Annotated in this window: 16 protein-coding genes; 12 read left to right on the top strand and 4 right to left on the bottom strand. The window is 38.5% G+C overall.

Annotated elements, in window-relative coordinates; translation table 11 throughout:
• Positions 1-2 precede the first annotated feature (2 nt).
• Positions 3-749 (bottom strand): hypothetical protein, encoded by a 747-nt coding sequence (locus tag B3E92_RS20070; RefSeq protein ID WP_286770029.1) that lies wholly within the window; start codon positions 747-749, stop codon positions 3-5.
• 238 nt (positions 750-987) lie between these two features.
• Positions 988-1,485, bottom strand: coding sequence for a cupin domain-containing protein (locus tag B3E92_RS20065; protein ID WP_046671961.1), 498 nt, complete (start codon positions 1,483-1,485; stop codon positions 988-990).
• Between the two features lie 197 nt (positions 1,486-1,682).
• Here B3E92_RS20065 and B3E92_RS20060 point away from each other — a divergent pair, with 197 nt between their 5' ends.
• The 9 genes from B3E92_RS20060 to atpG all read left to right on the top strand — a co-directional run bounded on the left by B3E92_RS20060 (position 1,683) and on the right by atpG (position 9,891).
• Positions 1,683-3,908, top strand: a complete 2,226-nt coding sequence (locus tag B3E92_RS20060) for a helix-turn-helix domain-containing protein (RefSeq protein WP_286898058.1) — start codon at positions 1,683-1,685, stop codon at positions 3,906-3,908.
• An 83-nt stretch (positions 3,909-3,991) separates the two neighbouring features.
• Positions 3,992-4,207: an AtpZ/AtpI family protein gene (locus B3E92_RS24400; protein ID WP_070563162.1), complete on the top strand. Its 216-nt coding sequence runs from the start codon at positions 3,992-3,994 to the stop codon at positions 4,205-4,207.
• Positions 4,204-4,590 (top strand): hypothetical protein, encoded by a 387-nt coding sequence (locus B3E92_RS20055; RefSeq protein WP_286898056.1) that lies wholly within the window; start codon positions 4,204-4,206, stop codon positions 4,588-4,590. Before B3E92_RS24400 ends, B3E92_RS20055 begins: the two co-directional genes overlap by 4 nt.
• 106 nt (positions 4,591-4,696) lie before the next feature.
• Positions 4,697-5,893: a F0F1 ATP synthase subunit A gene (atpB, locus tag B3E92_RS20050; RefSeq protein WP_070563159.1), complete on the top strand. Its 1,197-nt coding sequence runs from the start codon at positions 4,697-4,699 to the stop codon at positions 5,891-5,893.
• Between the two features lie 34 nt (positions 5,894-5,927).
• Positions 5,928-6,116, top strand: a complete 189-nt coding sequence (gene atpE, locus B3E92_RS20045; protein WP_021188666.1) for an ATP synthase F0 subunit C — start codon at positions 5,928-5,930, stop codon at positions 6,114-6,116.
• Between the two features lie 96 nt (positions 6,117-6,212).
• The gene (locus B3E92_RS20040; RefSeq protein WP_112375495.1) at positions 6,213-6,713 is read left to right on the top strand and encodes a F0F1 ATP synthase subunit B; all 501 of its coding nucleotides are present in this window, start codon (positions 6,213-6,215) and stop codon (positions 6,711-6,713) included.
• A gap of 29 nt (positions 6,714-6,742) precedes the next feature.
• Positions 6,743-7,285 (top strand): ATP synthase F1 subunit delta, encoded by a 543-nt coding sequence (gene atpH / locus B3E92_RS20035; protein ID WP_201640117.1) that lies wholly within the window; start codon positions 6,743-6,745, stop codon positions 7,283-7,285.
• A 54-nt stretch (positions 7,286-7,339) separates the two neighbouring features.
• The gene (gene atpA, locus B3E92_RS20030; protein WP_070563151.1) at positions 7,340-8,914 is read left to right on the top strand and encodes a F0F1 ATP synthase subunit alpha; all 1,575 of its coding nucleotides are present in this window, start codon (positions 7,340-7,342) and stop codon (positions 8,912-8,914) included.
• A 77-nt stretch (positions 8,915-8,991) separates the two neighbouring features.
• Positions 8,992-9,891, top strand: coding sequence for an ATP synthase F1 subunit gamma (gene atpG / locus B3E92_RS20025; RefSeq protein WP_070563149.1), 900 nt, complete (start codon positions 8,992-8,994; stop codon positions 9,889-9,891).
• 70 nt (positions 9,892-9,961) lie between these two features.
• Here atpG and B3E92_RS20020 read toward each other — a convergent pair whose 3' ends face one another.
• Entirely contained in the window at positions 9,962-11,008 is a 1,047-nt protein-coding gene (locus tag B3E92_RS20020) for a 3-oxoacyl-ACP synthase III family protein (protein ID WP_070563148.1), read from the bottom strand.
• 78 nt (positions 11,009-11,086) lie between these two features.
• Between B3E92_RS20020 and B3E92_RS20015 the strand changes: the two genes are divergently transcribed.
• The 3 genes from B3E92_RS20015 (at position 11,087) to B3E92_RS20005 (ending at position 14,786) form a co-directional block, all read left to right on the top strand.
• The gene (locus tag B3E92_RS20015) at positions 11,087-11,368 is read left to right on the top strand and encodes an ATP-dependent Clp protease adaptor ClpS (protein ID WP_046671971.1); all 282 of its coding nucleotides are present in this window, start codon (positions 11,087-11,089) and stop codon (positions 11,366-11,368) included.
• 99 nt (positions 11,369-11,467) lie between these two features.
• Positions 11,468-13,909 carry a TonB-dependent receptor domain-containing protein gene (locus tag B3E92_RS20010; protein WP_286898053.1) on the top strand — a complete coding sequence of 814 codons (2,442 nt, stop codon included), beginning with the start codon at positions 11,468-11,470 and terminating at the stop codon, positions 13,907-13,909.
• A 67-nt stretch (positions 13,910-13,976) separates the two neighbouring features.
• Positions 13,977-14,786, top strand: a complete 810-nt coding sequence (locus tag B3E92_RS20005; RefSeq protein WP_083295832.1) for a 3-keto-disaccharide hydrolase — start codon at positions 13,977-13,979, stop codon at positions 14,784-14,786.
• 32 nt (positions 14,787-14,818) lie between these two features.
• On the opposite strand, the gene B3E92_RS20000 is transcribed toward B3E92_RS20005, so the two are convergent.
• Positions 14,819-15,523 carry a YjjG family noncanonical pyrimidine nucleotidase gene (locus B3E92_RS20000; RefSeq protein ID WP_286898052.1) on the bottom strand — a complete coding sequence of 235 codons (705 nt, stop codon included), beginning with the start codon at positions 15,521-15,523 and terminating at the stop codon, positions 14,819-14,821.
• Between the last annotated feature and the right edge of the window lie 123 nt (positions 15,524-15,646).

Below are 15,646 nucleotides of genomic sequence, written 5' to 3'. Positions count from 1 at the left end.
TTTTATGTTATTGATTGATTAATCATACGCAATGCAGTGTTGATTTCGGTGACCACTTCATCAACGGCCGCGTTGCCGATGTTTATTTTTTGTTCGATATCTTTAATCCTTGGTTCGTACTTTTCATTAATTTGTGCCAAAGCGAGTTGTTTTTTCTGTAGATCATCTTGCAATTTGGCGATATTCTCCGTTATTGTTTTGATTTCAGTGTTCAGATTTGCAATCTCCATGGTTCGGTCCTGTTCAGTCTTTTTCTTTTCAGCCTGTTTTTGTTCCGATTCTTTGGCAATGGTTTCTTTCAATTTATTAGCATAATTTGTGCCAGTTGCTACCAGTTTATCCTTGGTTAACGAACTGTCTACAAATTTCAATGAAGTATAGGCCGCTTTTAATGTATTTTCCTCTACTTTTCCCATTGCGGCAGCAGCGTTCCATACTTCGAAAAAATCGACACCCTGCTCGTTGAGTTTTTCAAGAATGGCATAGACCTTTAATTTCATTTCTTTGAGGTCGGTTGTTCCGTCATTGGCTGTTAGGGGAATTGGGGGAGGTGTTTTTCCAGTTGGAGCCTGGGCCGTGGGCGATGAATATGCCGGTGGTACATGGGGTCTTTCTGGAGCAGCGTTAGTAGCTGGTGCTGGAGGGGCTTGTGCCGGTGGCGTTTGCTGCGGCTGATCGTCCTCAAAAATTAATTTCTTTAGACTGTTTAATATACTGGATCCTCTTTTAGTATCGTCGTTACTCATCATATCATAGTTGATTATATCTCTACTAAAATAATAAAAATTAATATTCTCTTCTAATGAATTGCGCTATGGAATACCTGAAATGGATACAGGAGGTATAGGAGCTTGGATAGAAGCGATGAAATGGACCTGTAGGGCGAGTGAATCAGCTGCTATCGCATTTTATGTTAGGGATAAAAACAAAGATTCCCAATTGTTGATTGGGAATCTTTGTTTTGGTGGTCATGGTCCTGTGGGACTACTATCTGCCAAAATCATCTTGTACGCGAACAATATCGTCTTCATCAGAAGGGTTGTTGGCATCGGTGTGTTGCCAGATCTCGGCTAGAATACCGAAGCCATCCAATCCAATTAAACGGTGACGCTGTCCTTGGCGTAATCTAATTGTTTCGCCTTCTTTCAAGGTTGAAACAACCGATTCTTCATCGGTGTCAGAAACCATAACACCTACGTTACCTTGGATAACACGCCATATTTCGGCACGACGGTGGTGATATTGCCATGAAAGTCTTTTTTCTGGTGCAACAATTAAAATTTTTGGACTTAATTTTCCTGAGATTCTTAATTCTTGTACATCCATTCCGCCGAAGTACTCATCGGCAAATTCTTGCGCTTGGGATTCGTCGATTACGAAAAATCCTCCCCAAGGGCGTGCAGCATCTGATTTATCAATACGAAAACCTTTGGATGTCAGCATTTCCTGTACTTTTTCAAACAATGCGATTTTATCTATAGCCATATTAAAAATTCTAAAAATTTGTTATTCGTTAATTCAGTTGCTAAATATAAAAAAAATCCATTTAATATTTTAAGTTAACCGTTTTAGCTTAATCTAAATCCTTTATAATGGAGCTGCGTTAGATACCCTAAGCTATACTATATCGCGTGAAGTTAAAAATGAAATTGCTAATTTTGTGATCAATCTAATTTCAGGATATGTCAAACTTTCAAGTCGATCGGGAAAATACTGCATTTATGCAGGCTGTTGCTTTTGTTAACCAAACGAACCAGAATGTATTTATTACAGGAAAGGCGGGTACCGGAAAAACGACTTTCTTGAAGTATATCCGTGAGCATAGCTACAAAAAGATGGCTATTACTGCACCTACAGGTGTTGCGGCGATGAATGCGGGCGGAACAACTTTACATTCTTTATTTTGGCTTCCTTTTGGGACTTTTATTGAAGATTATGAGTTACGTTGGGACGAACAGGATAGTCATATCTACAATAAATCACGTTTATTCAGCACGATTAAATTGACCAAGCAGCGTCGGGCCATCTTGCAGGAGCTAGAGCTTTTGGTGATTGATGAGGTTTCGATGGTCCGTGCAGATACATTAGATGCGATTAATGTAATTCTGCAATCTGTTCGTCGCGATATGCGGCCTTTTGGTGGATTACAGGTGCTGTTTATCGGAGATTTGTACCAGTTGCCGCCAGTTGTGAAAGATGCCGAATGGAATGTTTTGCGGGATCATTATTCTTCTGTTTTCTTCTTTAATGCTAAAATTTTGAGGGATAATCCGCTGGTGATGTTAGAGCTCAATAAAATCTATCGTCAACAAGATGAAGGTTTTATTTCAATTTTGAATGCCATACGAAACAATCAGTGTACAAGTGACATGCTCACGACCTTAAATGGTTATTATCAACAGGACTTTGTTCCAAATGAAGAGGAACAGTATATTACATTGACCTCCCATAATCGAAATGCGGATGAAATAAATGGAGCCAAGCTGGCATCATTATCGGGTAAAATGTTAAATCTTAAAGCAGTTGTAAAGGACGATTTTGCGCAGGGCTCCTATCCTGCTGAAGAAACGTTGTCCTTAAAGATAGGGGCTCAGGTGATGTTTATTCGAAACGATTCCGGTGATGAACGTAAATATTACAATGGAAAGATCGGTACGGTAAAGGACATCGATACGGTGCAGGGCACGGTAACGGTTACATTTCCTGATGGGTCGGAATCTGTAACGGTAAAAAGGGAGACCTGGGAGAATATTCGGTATAATTACGATAAGGGGCAAGATCAGATTAAAGAGGAGATATTGGGTACATTTTCGCAATTTCCACTTCGATTGGCTTGGGCTATCACTATTCATAAAAGTCAGGGTTTAACTTTTCAAAAAGCGATCATTGACGCAGGGACCTCGTTTGCCGCGGGACAGGTGTACGTTGCATTGAGCCGTTTAACGAGTTTAGATGGACTTGTATTAAAATCCATTATCCCTTCTTATGCCATCCGTACCGATTACCAAGTGGTCGAATTTGCACAGCGTGCTCAGGGGCAGGCTGACGTCAATGAGATTTTGGAGCAATGCCAACGGAATTATCTTGGCCAGATTTTAATGCACGGTTTCCGTTGGGACGGACTATTGGCCGAGACTTCGGAGCTGCTGAAATCACTTGAAGAGCGTAATATTGATGGAAAGGAACAAGCCGTATTATTTTTCCAACAATTGGTCAAGCACCTTCAGAACCAAGAGAAAGTTGCACATAAATTTATTGTTGTACTGTATGATTTGTTGCGGGATAAAAACGCAATCGATTATGACGTCATCTGTGAACGTTCTACTGCTGCGGTCAATTGGTTTTTACCGAAAATGGATGTAGATCTGATTGAGGCTTTAACCAAACATATTGAGGAGTACCAGATACGAAAACGTACGATGAAATATATTGATGAGTTAAAAGCATTATTGCTTGATTACAAGCGAAAACGCGAGCAGTTGCAACATTGTCTACTTATTGCTGATACGCTTTCAAAACGGGAAGATTTTCAAACAGCGATGCTCGATGTTGCTGCTAGTGTGAAGACCAAAGAAAAAGATGAATTGGCTGCGCAAAGTGCAGATGAAGAAGGGCCGAAGAAGTTGGATACAAAGGAGATTTCCTTAGAAATGTTTAAAGATGGTATGAGCATTGCTGATATAGCGGTTAAGCGCGGGATGGTCGCAGGTACGATATATGGACATTTAATTAATTTTGTTGGTACGGAAGTGGAAGCAACAGAGTTGATCGAGCAGGAGAAGTTGGATCGTATTCTTGGTGTTATTCGTGCAAATCCGGATAAATCCTCTTCGGAACTTAAGATGCTTTTGGGCGTGGATATTGATTATCCGGATATTAAAATTGGACAAAAAGTTTTGGGATTGTAGGCAATAAAAATTTATAGCGTATATTTGTAACAAATTGTGTGATATAGTTTGTTGAAAGCCCATTGATAACCTTAAGATTGCTTATGGAAGACAAGAAAGATCCTAACAAGTGGCTTGTGCTGACGACTATTTCAACCCAGATGGTTTTTACCATTTATGTATTTTATTTATTAGGGGATTGGCTGGACGGTAAGTTTCATGCGGAGAACCAACTATGGATGAAGATCTGTACCCTTGGCGGGATTGGAATTTCTCTATATCAAGTCATTAGACAAGTGAATCGATTAAACGATAGATGATAGTATATATAAAGCAGACCCTTATTTTATTTTTTGTTGCGGTTTTGATTTTTGCCGTTCATTTCTTTTTATTAAAATCTTTTGATGGTATTCATTCCTTGGAAGATCTACATTTTCCATTGTATGAAATTTATATTTTTCAACTGATATTATCCGTGATCATCATGGTGGGGATAAGTTACTGTTCGCAGAAATTTCCGCAGTATATTGGTTTTGTTTTCTTGGGATTATTGACTTTAAAGTTTGTCCTAAATTATGTATACATCCATAATGGGTTGGCAAAACCGCAGGCTGATATTTTAAAATATAACTATTTGATCGTTGTCGTTTTATTCCTTTTTTACGATGTTATATTTGCTTACAAGGCTTTAAACAAATCCTAAGGGAGAAAAACGATAGTTTTTTCAAAAAAATGTAATATTAAAGTAGCTTTTGTGCTTTATATATAGTATTTTCGCAAAAAATTTTAAATAACATAATAGTAGTATCGTGAGTCTTAAAAGAACACTTCAATTTTTAGCAGTTATTCTGTTTGCAGTTGCGCCATTTTTAACAAAGGCGAATGAGAATGCACACGGAGAAAAATCGCAGGCTGAGGAAATCAATAGCCATATTGAGCATCACTTACAAGATGATTATTATTTTAGCTTCTTTTCGGATGAAGAGACAGGTAAACATTATGGTTTTTCATTGCCCGTTATTTTGATCGATAATGGCTTGAAAGTTTTTATGGCTTCGGCATTCGATCACGGTAATAAAGTTGCTGAGGTTGACGGTCAGTATTATGCATTGTACCACGGAAAAATTTATAAGACTGATGCTGCCGGTAATTTGGCTGGTCATGAGTATCGTAAAAATGCTGATGGTAGTTATGTTATGACTATAAATGAAGATGGAAAAGAAGAGAAAAAGGAATTTGAAACTTCTTATGTGATTGGTTCTCATGAGATTCATGATGCTGTTGATTTTCATCCATCTGTAGCGATGCCTTTAGATTTCTCGATCACTAAAAGTGTTGTCGGTTTGTTTTTGGCTGCATTTTTAATGTTTTGGGCATTTATTAGTTTGGCTAAAACGTATAAAAAAGGTGCTAACAATTTGCCAAAAGGTGTTGGACGTGTATTGGAGCCTTTGGTTATCTATGTACGTGATGAGATGGCTATTCCAAACATTGGTCATCGTTACAAGGAATTCATGCCTTATTTATTGTCTGTATTCTTTTTGATCTGGATTTTGAATTTGGTTGGTTTGACACCACTAGGGTTTAACGTTACAGGAAACATCACAGTCACTTTATGTTTGGCTCTTTTTACATTCTTAATTGTCAATATCAAAGCAAACGCAAACTACTGGAAGCATATTTTTTGGATGCCAGGTGTTCCGGTTCCATTTAAATTTGTTTTAGCACCAATTGAAGTATTGGGATTGTTTACAAAACCATTTTCGTTGATGGTACGTTTGTTTGCAAATATTACAGCTGGTCACACTGTCGTAATGGGACTGATTGCAATTGTTTATTTATTGCAACACCAATTGACTGTAGTGGGTAGTATCGGTGTTTCCATGTTCTTGACAATCTTCTTGATGGTTATCGAATTATTGGTAGCATTCTTACAAGCATTTATTTTTACGATGTTGTCATCCTTATTTATCGGTATGGCTGTTGAAGAACATCACGATCATTAATTAGTAAATTTTTTAATTATTCAAATCATACATTATGTACAATTTAATTGGAGCCGGTTTAATCGTTATCGGTGCAGGTTTAGGTTTAGGTAAAATTGGTGGTTCTGCAATGGAAGCTATCGCTCGTCAACCAGAAGCAGCATCTAAAATCCAAACTGCAATGATTATCATTGGTGCCTTACTTGAAGGTTTAGCATTCGGTGCTTTATTATTAGGTAAATAGTCACAACGGTTTTATAATATAACCTGCAACGGTTGGTTGCAGGTTATATTATTCCTGAATCTTAAAAAATAAGAATTATCATTATATAGTATAACAATGGATAAATTAATACATTCGTTTTCGTACGGTTTGTTTTTTTGGATGGTCATCGTCCTTGTGGTTATTATCTTTTTATTAGGTAAATTCGCTTGGAAACCAATTGTTGATGCCCTAGACGAACGTGAAAAAGGTATTGCAGGTGCTTTAGAGGCTGCTGAAAAAGCGAAATTAGAAATGGCTCGTTTAACAAATGAGAACGAACAATTACTAAAAGAAGCTCGCGCAGAACGCGATGTTATCCTTAAGGAAGCAAAAGAACTTAAAGATAAGATTGTAGCTGAGGCAAAAACGCAAGCACAGGCTGAAGGTGCAAAATTGATTGCACAAGCAAAAATCGAGATCAACGAACAAAAGAACAAAGCTTTGGCTGAGGTTAAGTCTCAGGTTTCTTCTTTGTCTTTGGATATTGCTCGTAAAGTGTTAAACAAAGAATTTGAGGACCAAGGAAAGCAAGAAGCTCTAGTAGCAGATTTGCTTAATGACGTTAAATTGAACTAATCCGGTCACTCAAATTACGAAATAGAATTATGTCAGTATTTAAAGTAGCATCAAGATACGCTAAGTCATTAATTGACTTGGCTAGCGAGCAAGGCTCACTGGAGACAGTCAAGGCGGATATGGATTCATTCATTGCTGTTTTAAAATCCAGTACAGAATTGCAAGCTGTTTTTGCCAATCCTATTGTTCCTTTGGACAAGAAGAAAAACATATTGGATGCGCTATTTAAAGATAAGATCAATCCCAATATCTTGGCATTCTTTAAGATCATGATCAACAAAGGTCGTGGCGAGATTGTGTATGCCACTGCTCAAGAATTTATTCGTGAGTATAACGAGGTAAAAGGAATTGTGAAAGCTACAGTTACATCTGCAGCGCCGCTTTCTGAAGCTAATTTGGCAGCGATGAAAGATGTACTTGCGAAGGAAACCAACGCTCAAGTGATATTGATCAATAAAGTTGATCATAGTTTGATCGGTGGATTTGTAGTCAATATCGGCGATCGCCAAATTGATGCAAGTATTGCTGGTAAGTTGAATAAATTGGAAAGATATTTGAATCAGAATAATTAATTTGTTCTGATACTTGAAGTAAAATAAATCAAAAAACCCCTTATAATAATTAAAATGATAGAGGTAAGACCAGATGAAGTTTCGGCAATTCTAAGAGAGCAATTGTCGGGCTTTAAATCAGAAGCCGAACTAGAGGAAGTGGGTACCGTACTTGCTGTAGGTGACGGTATTGCTCGTATTTACGGCTTAACTAAAGTTCAGTCCGGTGAGTTGGTTGAATTTGATAACGGATTACAAGGTATTGTATTAAACTTAGAAGAAGACAACGTTGGTGTTGTACTTTTAGGTCCTTCGGATGAGATCAAAGAAGGAGATACTATTAAACGTACCAACCGTATTGCATCCATCAAAGTTGGTGAAGGCTTGTTGGGACGTGTTGTAAATACTTTAGGTCAACCAATCGATGGTAAAGGACCTATTCAAGGTGATTTGTATGAAATGCCTATCGAGCGTAAGGCTCCGGGTGTTATCTACCGTCAACCGGTAACTGAACCATTACAAACAGGTATTAAAGCGATTGATGCGATGATTCCAGTAGGTCGTGGTCAACGTGAGTTGGTTATTGGTGACCGTCAAACAGGTAAAACAGCTGTTTGTATCGATACAATCTTGAACCAAAAAGAATTCTATGATGCAGGAGAACCTGTATTTTGTATCTACGTTGCCGTAGGTCAAAAGAATTCTACAGTTGCGAATATCGTGCGTACATTGGAGGAAAGAGGTGCTATGGCTTATACAGTAGTTGTGGCTGCATCTGCTGCTGATCCAGCTCCACTTCAGTTTTATGCACCAATGTCAGGTGCTGCTATCGGTGAGTTTTTCCGTGATACAGGTCGTCCAGCATTGATCGTTTATGATGATTTGTCTAAGCAAGCTGTAGCTTACCGTGAGGTTTCTTTATTGTTACGTCGTCCACCGGGCCGCGAAGCATACCCAGGTGACGTATTTTATCTACACAGTCGTTTGTTGGAGCGTGCAGCGAAAATCAACTCTTCAGATGATATCGCGCGCAACATGAATGATCTACCTGAATCGATCAAACACTTGGTCAAAGGCGGTGGCTCATTAACTGCCCTTCCGATCATTGAAACCCAAGCTGGTGACGTTTCTGCATATATCCCAACCAACGTAATTTCAATTACAGACGGTCAGATTTTCTTGGAGTCTAACTTGTTTAACGCAGGTATTCGTCCAGCGATCAACGTAGGTATCTCTGTATCTCGTGTAGGTGGTAATGCGCAGATCAAACCGATGAAAAAGGTCTCTGGTACATTAAAGTTAGATCAAGCTCAGTACCGTGAATTGGAAGCTTTTGCGAAATTCGGTTCTGATCTAGATGCTGCTACTAAATCTGTCTTAGATAAAGGTGTTCGTAACGTTGAGATCTTGAAACAAGGTCAATATTCTCCAGTTTCTGTAGAGAAACAAGTTGCGATTATTTATATCGGAACTAAAGGTTTATTGCGTAATGTTCCTGTAAATAAAGTGAGAGAATTTGAAGAAGAATTCTTGACTCAATTGGAACAACGTCATCCAGAAGTATTGTCAGCTTTCAAAGCTAATAAGTTCTCCGATGAATTAACTGCAGTGTTAGAAACAGTAGCTAAGGATTTAGCATCAAAATATTAATAGTAATGAGTATTTGGTATTGAGTCTATTGACTAGGCTCAATACTCAATACTAGGTACTTAATACTTAAAACAAATATGGCAAATTTAAAAGAAGTAAGAAACCGGATTACCTCGGTATCATCAACACAGCAGATCACGAAAGCTATGAAAATGGTTTCGGCTGCTAAATTGAAGCGCGCTACTAACGCTATCTTACAATTGCGCCCATATGCGAATAAACTAAGAGATATTTTGGCGGATGTTTCTGCGAGTGTTGAGGGAAGTAACTCTCCTTTTACAGTGGATCGCGAGCCAAATAAGGTATTAATCGTTGTTGTTTCTTCTAATAGAGGTTTGGCTGGAGCATTCAACGCAAATGTTATCAAAACGACTAATAACTTGATCTTTAACAAATATGCTGAGCAACATGCTAAGGGCAATTTGAGTATCATTGGTATTGGTAAAAAGGGTTATGACTTCTACTCGAAACGTAACTTCAATGTGGTAGCTAATCACTCTGATTTGTTTTCTGATTTAAATTTTGGTTCTGTATCTGTGGTGACTGAATTTATCATGGAGCAATTCAAAGAAGGTAATTTTGATCGTGTTGAAGTGGTTTATAATCAGTTCAAAAATGCTGCAGTTCAAGAGTTGACTGCAGAACAGATTTTACCATTATTACCTGCGGAGGAAAACAAACAACATACGCATAAAGCAAAAATAGAAGCTGAGGTGGATTATATCATCGAGCCTTCCAAAGAGAAGATTATCGAGGAATTGATTCCTAAAGCAATCAAGATTCAATTATATAAAGCTGTTTTAGACTCGAATGCTTCTGAGCATGGAGCACGTATGACGGCAATGGATAAAGCTACAGAGAATGCCGGCGACTTAATCAAATCACTGAAGCTATCTTACAACCAGGCACGTCAAGCTGCAATTACAACAGAATTGACGGAGATCGTATCTGGTGCAGCAGCATTATCAAACGGATAATCTTTTATTCGGAAATGTATAAAAAAGGTGATAATCGAAAGATTATCACCTTTTTTATATATGCTATTTTTTACCATCGAATTAAGGCTGAACCCCACGTAAATCCTGCTCCAAAAGCTGCCAAACATACGAGATCACCGTCTTTAATCTTTCCTTCTTCCCAAGCCTCGCATAGTGCTATCGGTACAGAGGCTGCAGTGGTATTACCATATTTCTGAATATTGTTGAATACCTGATCCTCCCTTAATCCAAGTGTTTTCTGTACAAATTGCGAAATGCGAAGATTGGCCTGATGTGGAATTAATAAATCGATATCATTAGTTTTTAAATTATTTTTTGCTAGCGCTTCATGAATAACCTCAGGGAATTTGACAACAGCTTTTTTGAAGACGGCCTGTCCATCCATATTTGGAAACGCAGTCCCATCTTCGAGCATCTCCTTGGTCATCAATAATCCCCCCAATTCTTGGTCCGGCCAATCGGGCATTTTATCCAGCCAAATTCCACTGGATGCACCGGGATAATACATAGCTAGCTTTTCGGCATCGTCTCCGTCTGAATGTAAGTGCGTGCTCAGGATTCCTTTGCCGTTTTCGGCTGTGGGTTGCACAACCACTGCTCCGGCACCATCGCCGAAAATAACAGAAACGGCTCGTCCTCTCGTAGAAAAGTCAAGTGCAAAAGAGTGTTTCTCCGAACCAACCACTAGCACATTTTTGTACATCCCTGTTTTGACAAATTGATCGGCAATAGAAAGTGCATATATAAAACCTGAACATTGGTTTCTAATATCCAGCGCCCCGACCTCCTTCATCTTCATTTCCCGTTGCAGTAGAACGGCGCAGCCCGGGAAATAATAATCTGGCGATAAGGTGGCAAAGATGATGAAGTCGACATCTTCAGGTGTAATATGGGCTCGTTCGATGGCAATTTTAGCGGCTTCGACCCCCATAGTGGTGGTGGTTTCGCCTATTCGGTCTGCATATCTACGTTCTTTAATGCCAGTTCGTTCTTGAATCCATTCGTCACTGGTATCCATAAAGCGTGTTAGGTCATTATTGGTATATACATTTTTTGGAACGTAATAGCCAATTCCTGCAATTTTTGACTGTAACATAATAAATTCCTCTAATTGATTGTATTCTTCCCTTTTATATTATCGTTAATTTAGAAAAAAATATTCTATTTTTGCAGCATGGGTACCCAAACTGCTGAAGAAACCTTTACGTTAGAAGAGATATTAGCCTCTGTGAAAGAGTCTAATCGACTCATTTTGTGGAATGATGAAACCAATACGTTTGAACATGTGATTCATTGTCTCATCTATCATTTACAATATACCGAGAAGCAAGCTGAGAAGATTGCCTGGAAAGTACACACTGAGGGGAAATGTGCTGTATTGGAAGGCACCTATACGGAGATGGAAATCTATCGTAAAATTCTGAAAGCCGAGGGATTGACTGTTTCTGTGGAGTAATTTACTATTCTTTTGTTACCGTAATAATATGGTTACGCTTCAATTTTGTCTATAAGTTTTAGTTTTCTTTGCACTATAACTTATAAACTAAGCTGAAGCATGTTTTTTTACGCTAAATCGTTTAAATCTTTCTTATTTGTATTCTTTTTACCTGTTGTCCTTTTTGCTCAAACAGGTCAAATCAAAGCTATTTTAGTTGATAGCGAAACCTCTAAACCTATTTCATCGGCTAGTGTCGCGCTCTTGGACGCCCATAGTAACGTTCTTGTTAAGGGGGGACAGTCTGTATCCCAAGGATTCCTTTTGTTGTCTGATATTAAACCTGGTAAATATATTGTCCGTATCACTTATGTTGGCTACGAGACACAAACTATAGATAGTATAGCGGTCTTAGGGGGTAAAAGTAAGGACTTAGGTCGAATTGCTTTGAAACCTACGGGTAATATGTTGAATGAAGTTGTTATTGAAGGACGAGCTCCAGCCATGCAGATTGGTATAGACCGTAAAATCTTCAATGTAGGTGAGAGTTTGGTCAGCGCGGGTGGAACAGCGACTGATGTGCTTGCTAATGTTCCCACTTTGCAAGTTGATCAGGATGGATCGGTCAGTTTGCGTGGATCAAGTAGTGTGAAGATTTTAATCGACGGCCGGGAGTCTGCTTTGGCAGGAAATGATGTAACTTCTTTGCTTCAGAGTCTACCTGCCAATTCAATTGAAAAAGTTGAAGTCATCACAAATCCATCCTCTAAATATGATGCAGAGGGCCAAACTGGGATTATCAATATTGTTTTAAAGAAAAATATTCGAACAGGGCTGAACGGATCGATAAATACATCCGCTGGTTCTTATGATAATTATATGGCTGGTATAACATTGAATTATCGTGATCGGAAATTCAATTACTTCGGATCCTATAACTTCAATAAACGAAACATGTTGGGAAGTGGGAAAACGGACAACACGTTTTTTGGTGATAGCACGCGTAATTATAGCGAATCCGAATCGTCAAGAAAGGGCAATAGCCATACGGTAAAAGCTGGGTTTGATTATAATATGTCAGATCGAACTTCATTGAGTTTTTCGGGTAATTTAAGTATACGTGATAACAAGCGAATAGAGGACTTGAATTATGAGTTCTTCAAGCAATCGCAGATGACAGGAACGAGTGTTCGAAATTCAACGCAATTTGAGGACGATCTGGGTTATGAATTAAATGCTGATTTTAAACATCAATTTAAGCGAGAAGGAGAGGAGTTGACGGGGAATGCAAGTTATGGAAGAGACAAGGAAGATGGTACAAATGATTTTTCTCAAAATTATACCGATGGACGGAAGGCCACTTCACGGAAGAATGTTACGTCTGAGGATGGCAAGAATATCAACCTTCAATTAGATTATGTTTTACCTTTCTCTGAAGTAAGCAAATTTGAGGCGGGTTACCGTTCTCAAATCAGAAAGTCATTTGATACCCAGTTTTCCAGATCACTCGATTCTATAGGTAACTATGTGCCAGATTATAGAATCAGCAACGATTTTGATTTCACGAGTACAGTCCATGCGATCTATGCGAATTATCAAAATAAATTAACGGATAAAATTGGCTATCAAATCGGACTACGTGGAGAACAATTTGAGCTGAAGTCTACCTATTTCTCCAAGGATCCAGCTGCTGTGGAAACGGAATCCAATGCTAAACAGAAATTTTTTAGGTTATATCCAACACTGTTTTTAACCTACGATGTTGGTGAAAATGGGGATAAAGTTCAATTTAGCTACTCGCGCCGTGTTCAACGGGCTCGTGGTTGGCAAGTTAACCCATTTTTAAACGTATCCGATGATTTGAATTATCGTCAGGGAAATCCGAATCTGAAACCGGAAGATGTGCACAGTTTGGAAATGAGCTTTGCCAAAACCTTTGGTAAAGTAAACCTCATATCTTCGGCTTATTTCAATCACGCAAGTGAGGTTATTCAGCCATTTGTTTACAAGATAGAGGATGGAAGAACATACAGTAGATGGGAGAATATGACCAGTCGTAATCTTTCGGGTTTTGAGTTTATTTCAAAGATCAACGCAACGAAGGATTTTGACTTTACATTTAATCTCAATTTGATCCACATTCAGTATAATGCAAACTCGGACTATGATATTAAAGAACGAAAGGATTTCGCTTATAATGCTAATCTGACCGCTAATTATCGTTTTACGCCAACATTTTCTGCACAAGTGCGCGGCGAGTATAATTCTTCCCGTGTAATGGCTCAGGGACAGATGAATGCAATGAAAGGTATGGATCTGGCCTTGAAAAAAGATGTGTTTAAGAAGAAAGCTTCAATTATGTTGAATGTTAGAGATGTATTTAATTCGCGGAAAATGAATGGTGTGACAGAAACCTCTCAACTTATATCCAATTTTGAGCACCGTTGGATGAAGCGGATGGTAACTTTATCACTTTCCTATCGGTTTGGTAGCCAAGATTTAAACAAATCAAAGAAGAAAGAGTCAAATACAAATGAAATGGGCGGTGGAGAGGAATATTAAAAAATATTCCTCTTTATACACTCAAATGCTTAAATTTAATTTTAAAACAAACCTAAAACTAAAAAGAATGAAGTTATTAAAAACAGTTCTTGCGGTATCGGTGATTGCTTTTTCAGCACATCTTAATACTGCCGTAGCGCAAGCAAAAAAAGAGGTTCCTGCTTACAAAATCTTAGATTTACCTCGTGTAGATATCAAGAAATTTAAAAAGAATAAAGCTGGAGCCTATGTTATTTTTGATGGTACTTCGCTGGAAGGCTGGAGAGGATATGATAAGACCGTAGTCCCGAAAAGATGGGTAATTAATGAGGGGGCGATCAAATTTGATAGCCAAGCTAATGTTGGTAAAGAAGAAGGCGGAGATTTGGTCTTTGCTCATGATTTTAAGAATTTCGAATTGGAGATGGAATGGAAAGTTGCTAAAGGAGCAAATTCGGGTATCTTCTTTTTAGCGAAGGAAGTGGAAGGACAGCCGATTTATATCTCGTCTCCAGAATGCCAGGTCCTGGACAATGAAAACCATCCTGATGCTAAAATGGGGGTAGATGGAAACCGTAAATCGACTTCATTGTACGATATGATTCCTGCCAAGCCGCAGAATGGTAAACCGTATGGCGAGTGGAATAAGGTTAAGATCAGAGTAAACAATGGCAAGGTCGAGCATTTTCAAAATGGTGTAAAGGTTGTTGAATATACATTATGGGATAAGTCGTGGATTGATTTATTGCAAAAAAGTAAATTCAGTGAAGAAAAATGGCCTTTGGCTTTTGAATTGTTGAGCCATGTTGGTGGCGATAGCAAATCAGGGCTTATCGGTCTTCAGGATCATGGAAATGATGTCTGGTTTAAGAATATTACCGTTAAGGTTCTAAAATAGAAAAAGCAGCTTTAAGCTGCTTTTTCTATTTGCTATAGTATCGATTGTAACTCTTTTAAGTCGATAATCATATGTGATACATCGTCCGGTTTTTCAATAACATTTGGGTTAAAGAAAATGGCATCTATGCCTACATTTACGGCTCCACGGATGTCGGCATCCAGGTTATCTCCAATCATCAGTGATTGCTGCGCCCGAGCTTGAGCAGTCGTCATAGCGAACTCAAATATTCGGGGGTCCGGTTTATTCACGCCGATGACTTCCGAAATAAAAATATGTTTGAAATATTTGCTGAGGTTGCTTTTTTCCAGTTTGGTCTCACAGGCCTCTTTAAAACCATTCGATATCAGGTGAAGATTGTATCTGTCACCCAAATAAGCCAAGGTTTCATGTGCATGTGGAAACAGATTTGTTTTTTTGGGACAGATAGCGAGGTATTCCAGTTCGAATTCTTCAGGAAACAACTCCGGATCGACACCGAGCTCAGTAAAGGTGTCGGCAAAGCGTGCTTTCCTGAGTTCTGGTTTTGATATCTTTCCGTGATGATAGAGCCCCCAAAGGCGATGATTGTTAACCGTATAAGTTTCTATAAAACGAGTGGATGACTCTTGATTGAACAAGTGATCAAACTTGTATTTAAAATATAACTCGTGCAGACTTTCTTCGGCATTTTTATCAAAATCCCATATGGTATGATCCAGGTCGAAGAAAATGTCTTTTTTCTCGTGATTAAACATATACAAAATTAAAACAAATTAATTTTAAATTCCAAGTCAGTTGGGTTAGCTAGTGATGAAATTAAAGGTCACTTTTAGCGCTATCGGGTCTCCGATGGTTTATATGAGTCTGTTTGGTGATTT

Source organism: Sphingobacterium sp. UBA6317, from assembly GCF_002440385.1.
Classification (GTDB): domain Bacteria; phylum Bacteroidota; class Bacteroidia; order Sphingobacteriales; family Sphingobacteriaceae; genus Sphingobacterium; species Sphingobacterium multivorum.
The sequence above is the reverse complement of the archived record's forward strand: the minus strand, read 5'-3'. Positions and strand labels throughout refer to the sequence as shown.

What these genes read in the sequence shown, in the direction of transcription:
- B3E92_RS20000 (WP_286898052.1), bottom strand. Translation starts at nt 15,523, where the DNA reads ATGTTTAATCACGAGAAAAAAGACATTTTCTTCGACCTGGATCATACC.
- atpG (WP_070563149.1), top strand. Translation starts at nt 8,992, where the DNA reads ATGGCAAATTTAAAAGAAGTAAGAAACCGGATTACCTCGGTATCATCA.
- B3E92_RS20015 (WP_046671971.1), top strand. Translation starts at nt 11,087, where the DNA reads ATGGGTACCCAAACTGCTGAAGAAACCTTTACGTTAGAAGAGATATTA.
- atpH (WP_201640117.1), top strand. Translation starts at nt 6,743, where the DNA reads ATGTCAGTATTTAAAGTAGCATCAAGATACGCTAAGTCATTAATTGAC.
- B3E92_RS20010 (WP_286898053.1), top strand. Translation starts at nt 11,468, where the DNA reads ATGTTTTTTTACGCTAAATCGTTTAAATCTTTCTTATTTGTATTCTTT.
- B3E92_RS20055 (WP_286898056.1), top strand. Translation starts at nt 4,204, where the DNA reads ATGATAGTATATATAAAGCAGACCCTTATTTTATTTTTTGTTGCGGTT.
- B3E92_RS24400 (WP_070563162.1), top strand. Translation starts at nt 3,992, where the DNA reads ATGGAAGACAAGAAAGATCCTAACAAGTGGCTTGTGCTGACGACTATT.
- atpE (WP_021188666.1), top strand. Translation starts at nt 5,928, where the DNA reads ATGTACAATTTAATTGGAGCCGGTTTAATCGTTATCGGTGCAGGTTTA.
- B3E92_RS20065 (WP_046671961.1), bottom strand. Translation starts at nt 1,485, where the DNA reads ATGGCTATAGATAAAATCGCATTGTTTGAAAAAGTACAGGAAATGCTG.
- atpA (WP_070563151.1), top strand. Translation starts at nt 7,340, where the DNA reads ATGATAGAGGTAAGACCAGATGAAGTTTCGGCAATTCTAAGAGAGCAA.
- B3E92_RS20020 (WP_070563148.1), bottom strand. Translation starts at nt 11,008, where the DNA reads ATGTTACAGTCAAAAATTGCAGGAATTGGCTATTACGTTCCAAAAAAT.
- B3E92_RS20040 (WP_112375495.1), top strand. Translation starts at nt 6,213, where the DNA reads ATGGATAAATTAATACATTCGTTTTCGTACGGTTTGTTTTTTTGGATG.
- B3E92_RS20005 (WP_083295832.1), top strand. Translation starts at nt 13,977, where the DNA reads ATGAAGTTATTAAAAACAGTTCTTGCGGTATCGGTGATTGCTTTTTCA.
- B3E92_RS20070 (WP_286770029.1), bottom strand. Translation starts at nt 749, where the DNA reads ATGATGAGTAACGACGATACTAAAAGAGGATCCAGTATATTAAACAGT.
- B3E92_RS20060 (WP_286898058.1), top strand. Translation starts at nt 1,683, where the DNA reads ATGTCAAACTTTCAAGTCGATCGGGAAAATACTGCATTTATGCAGGCT.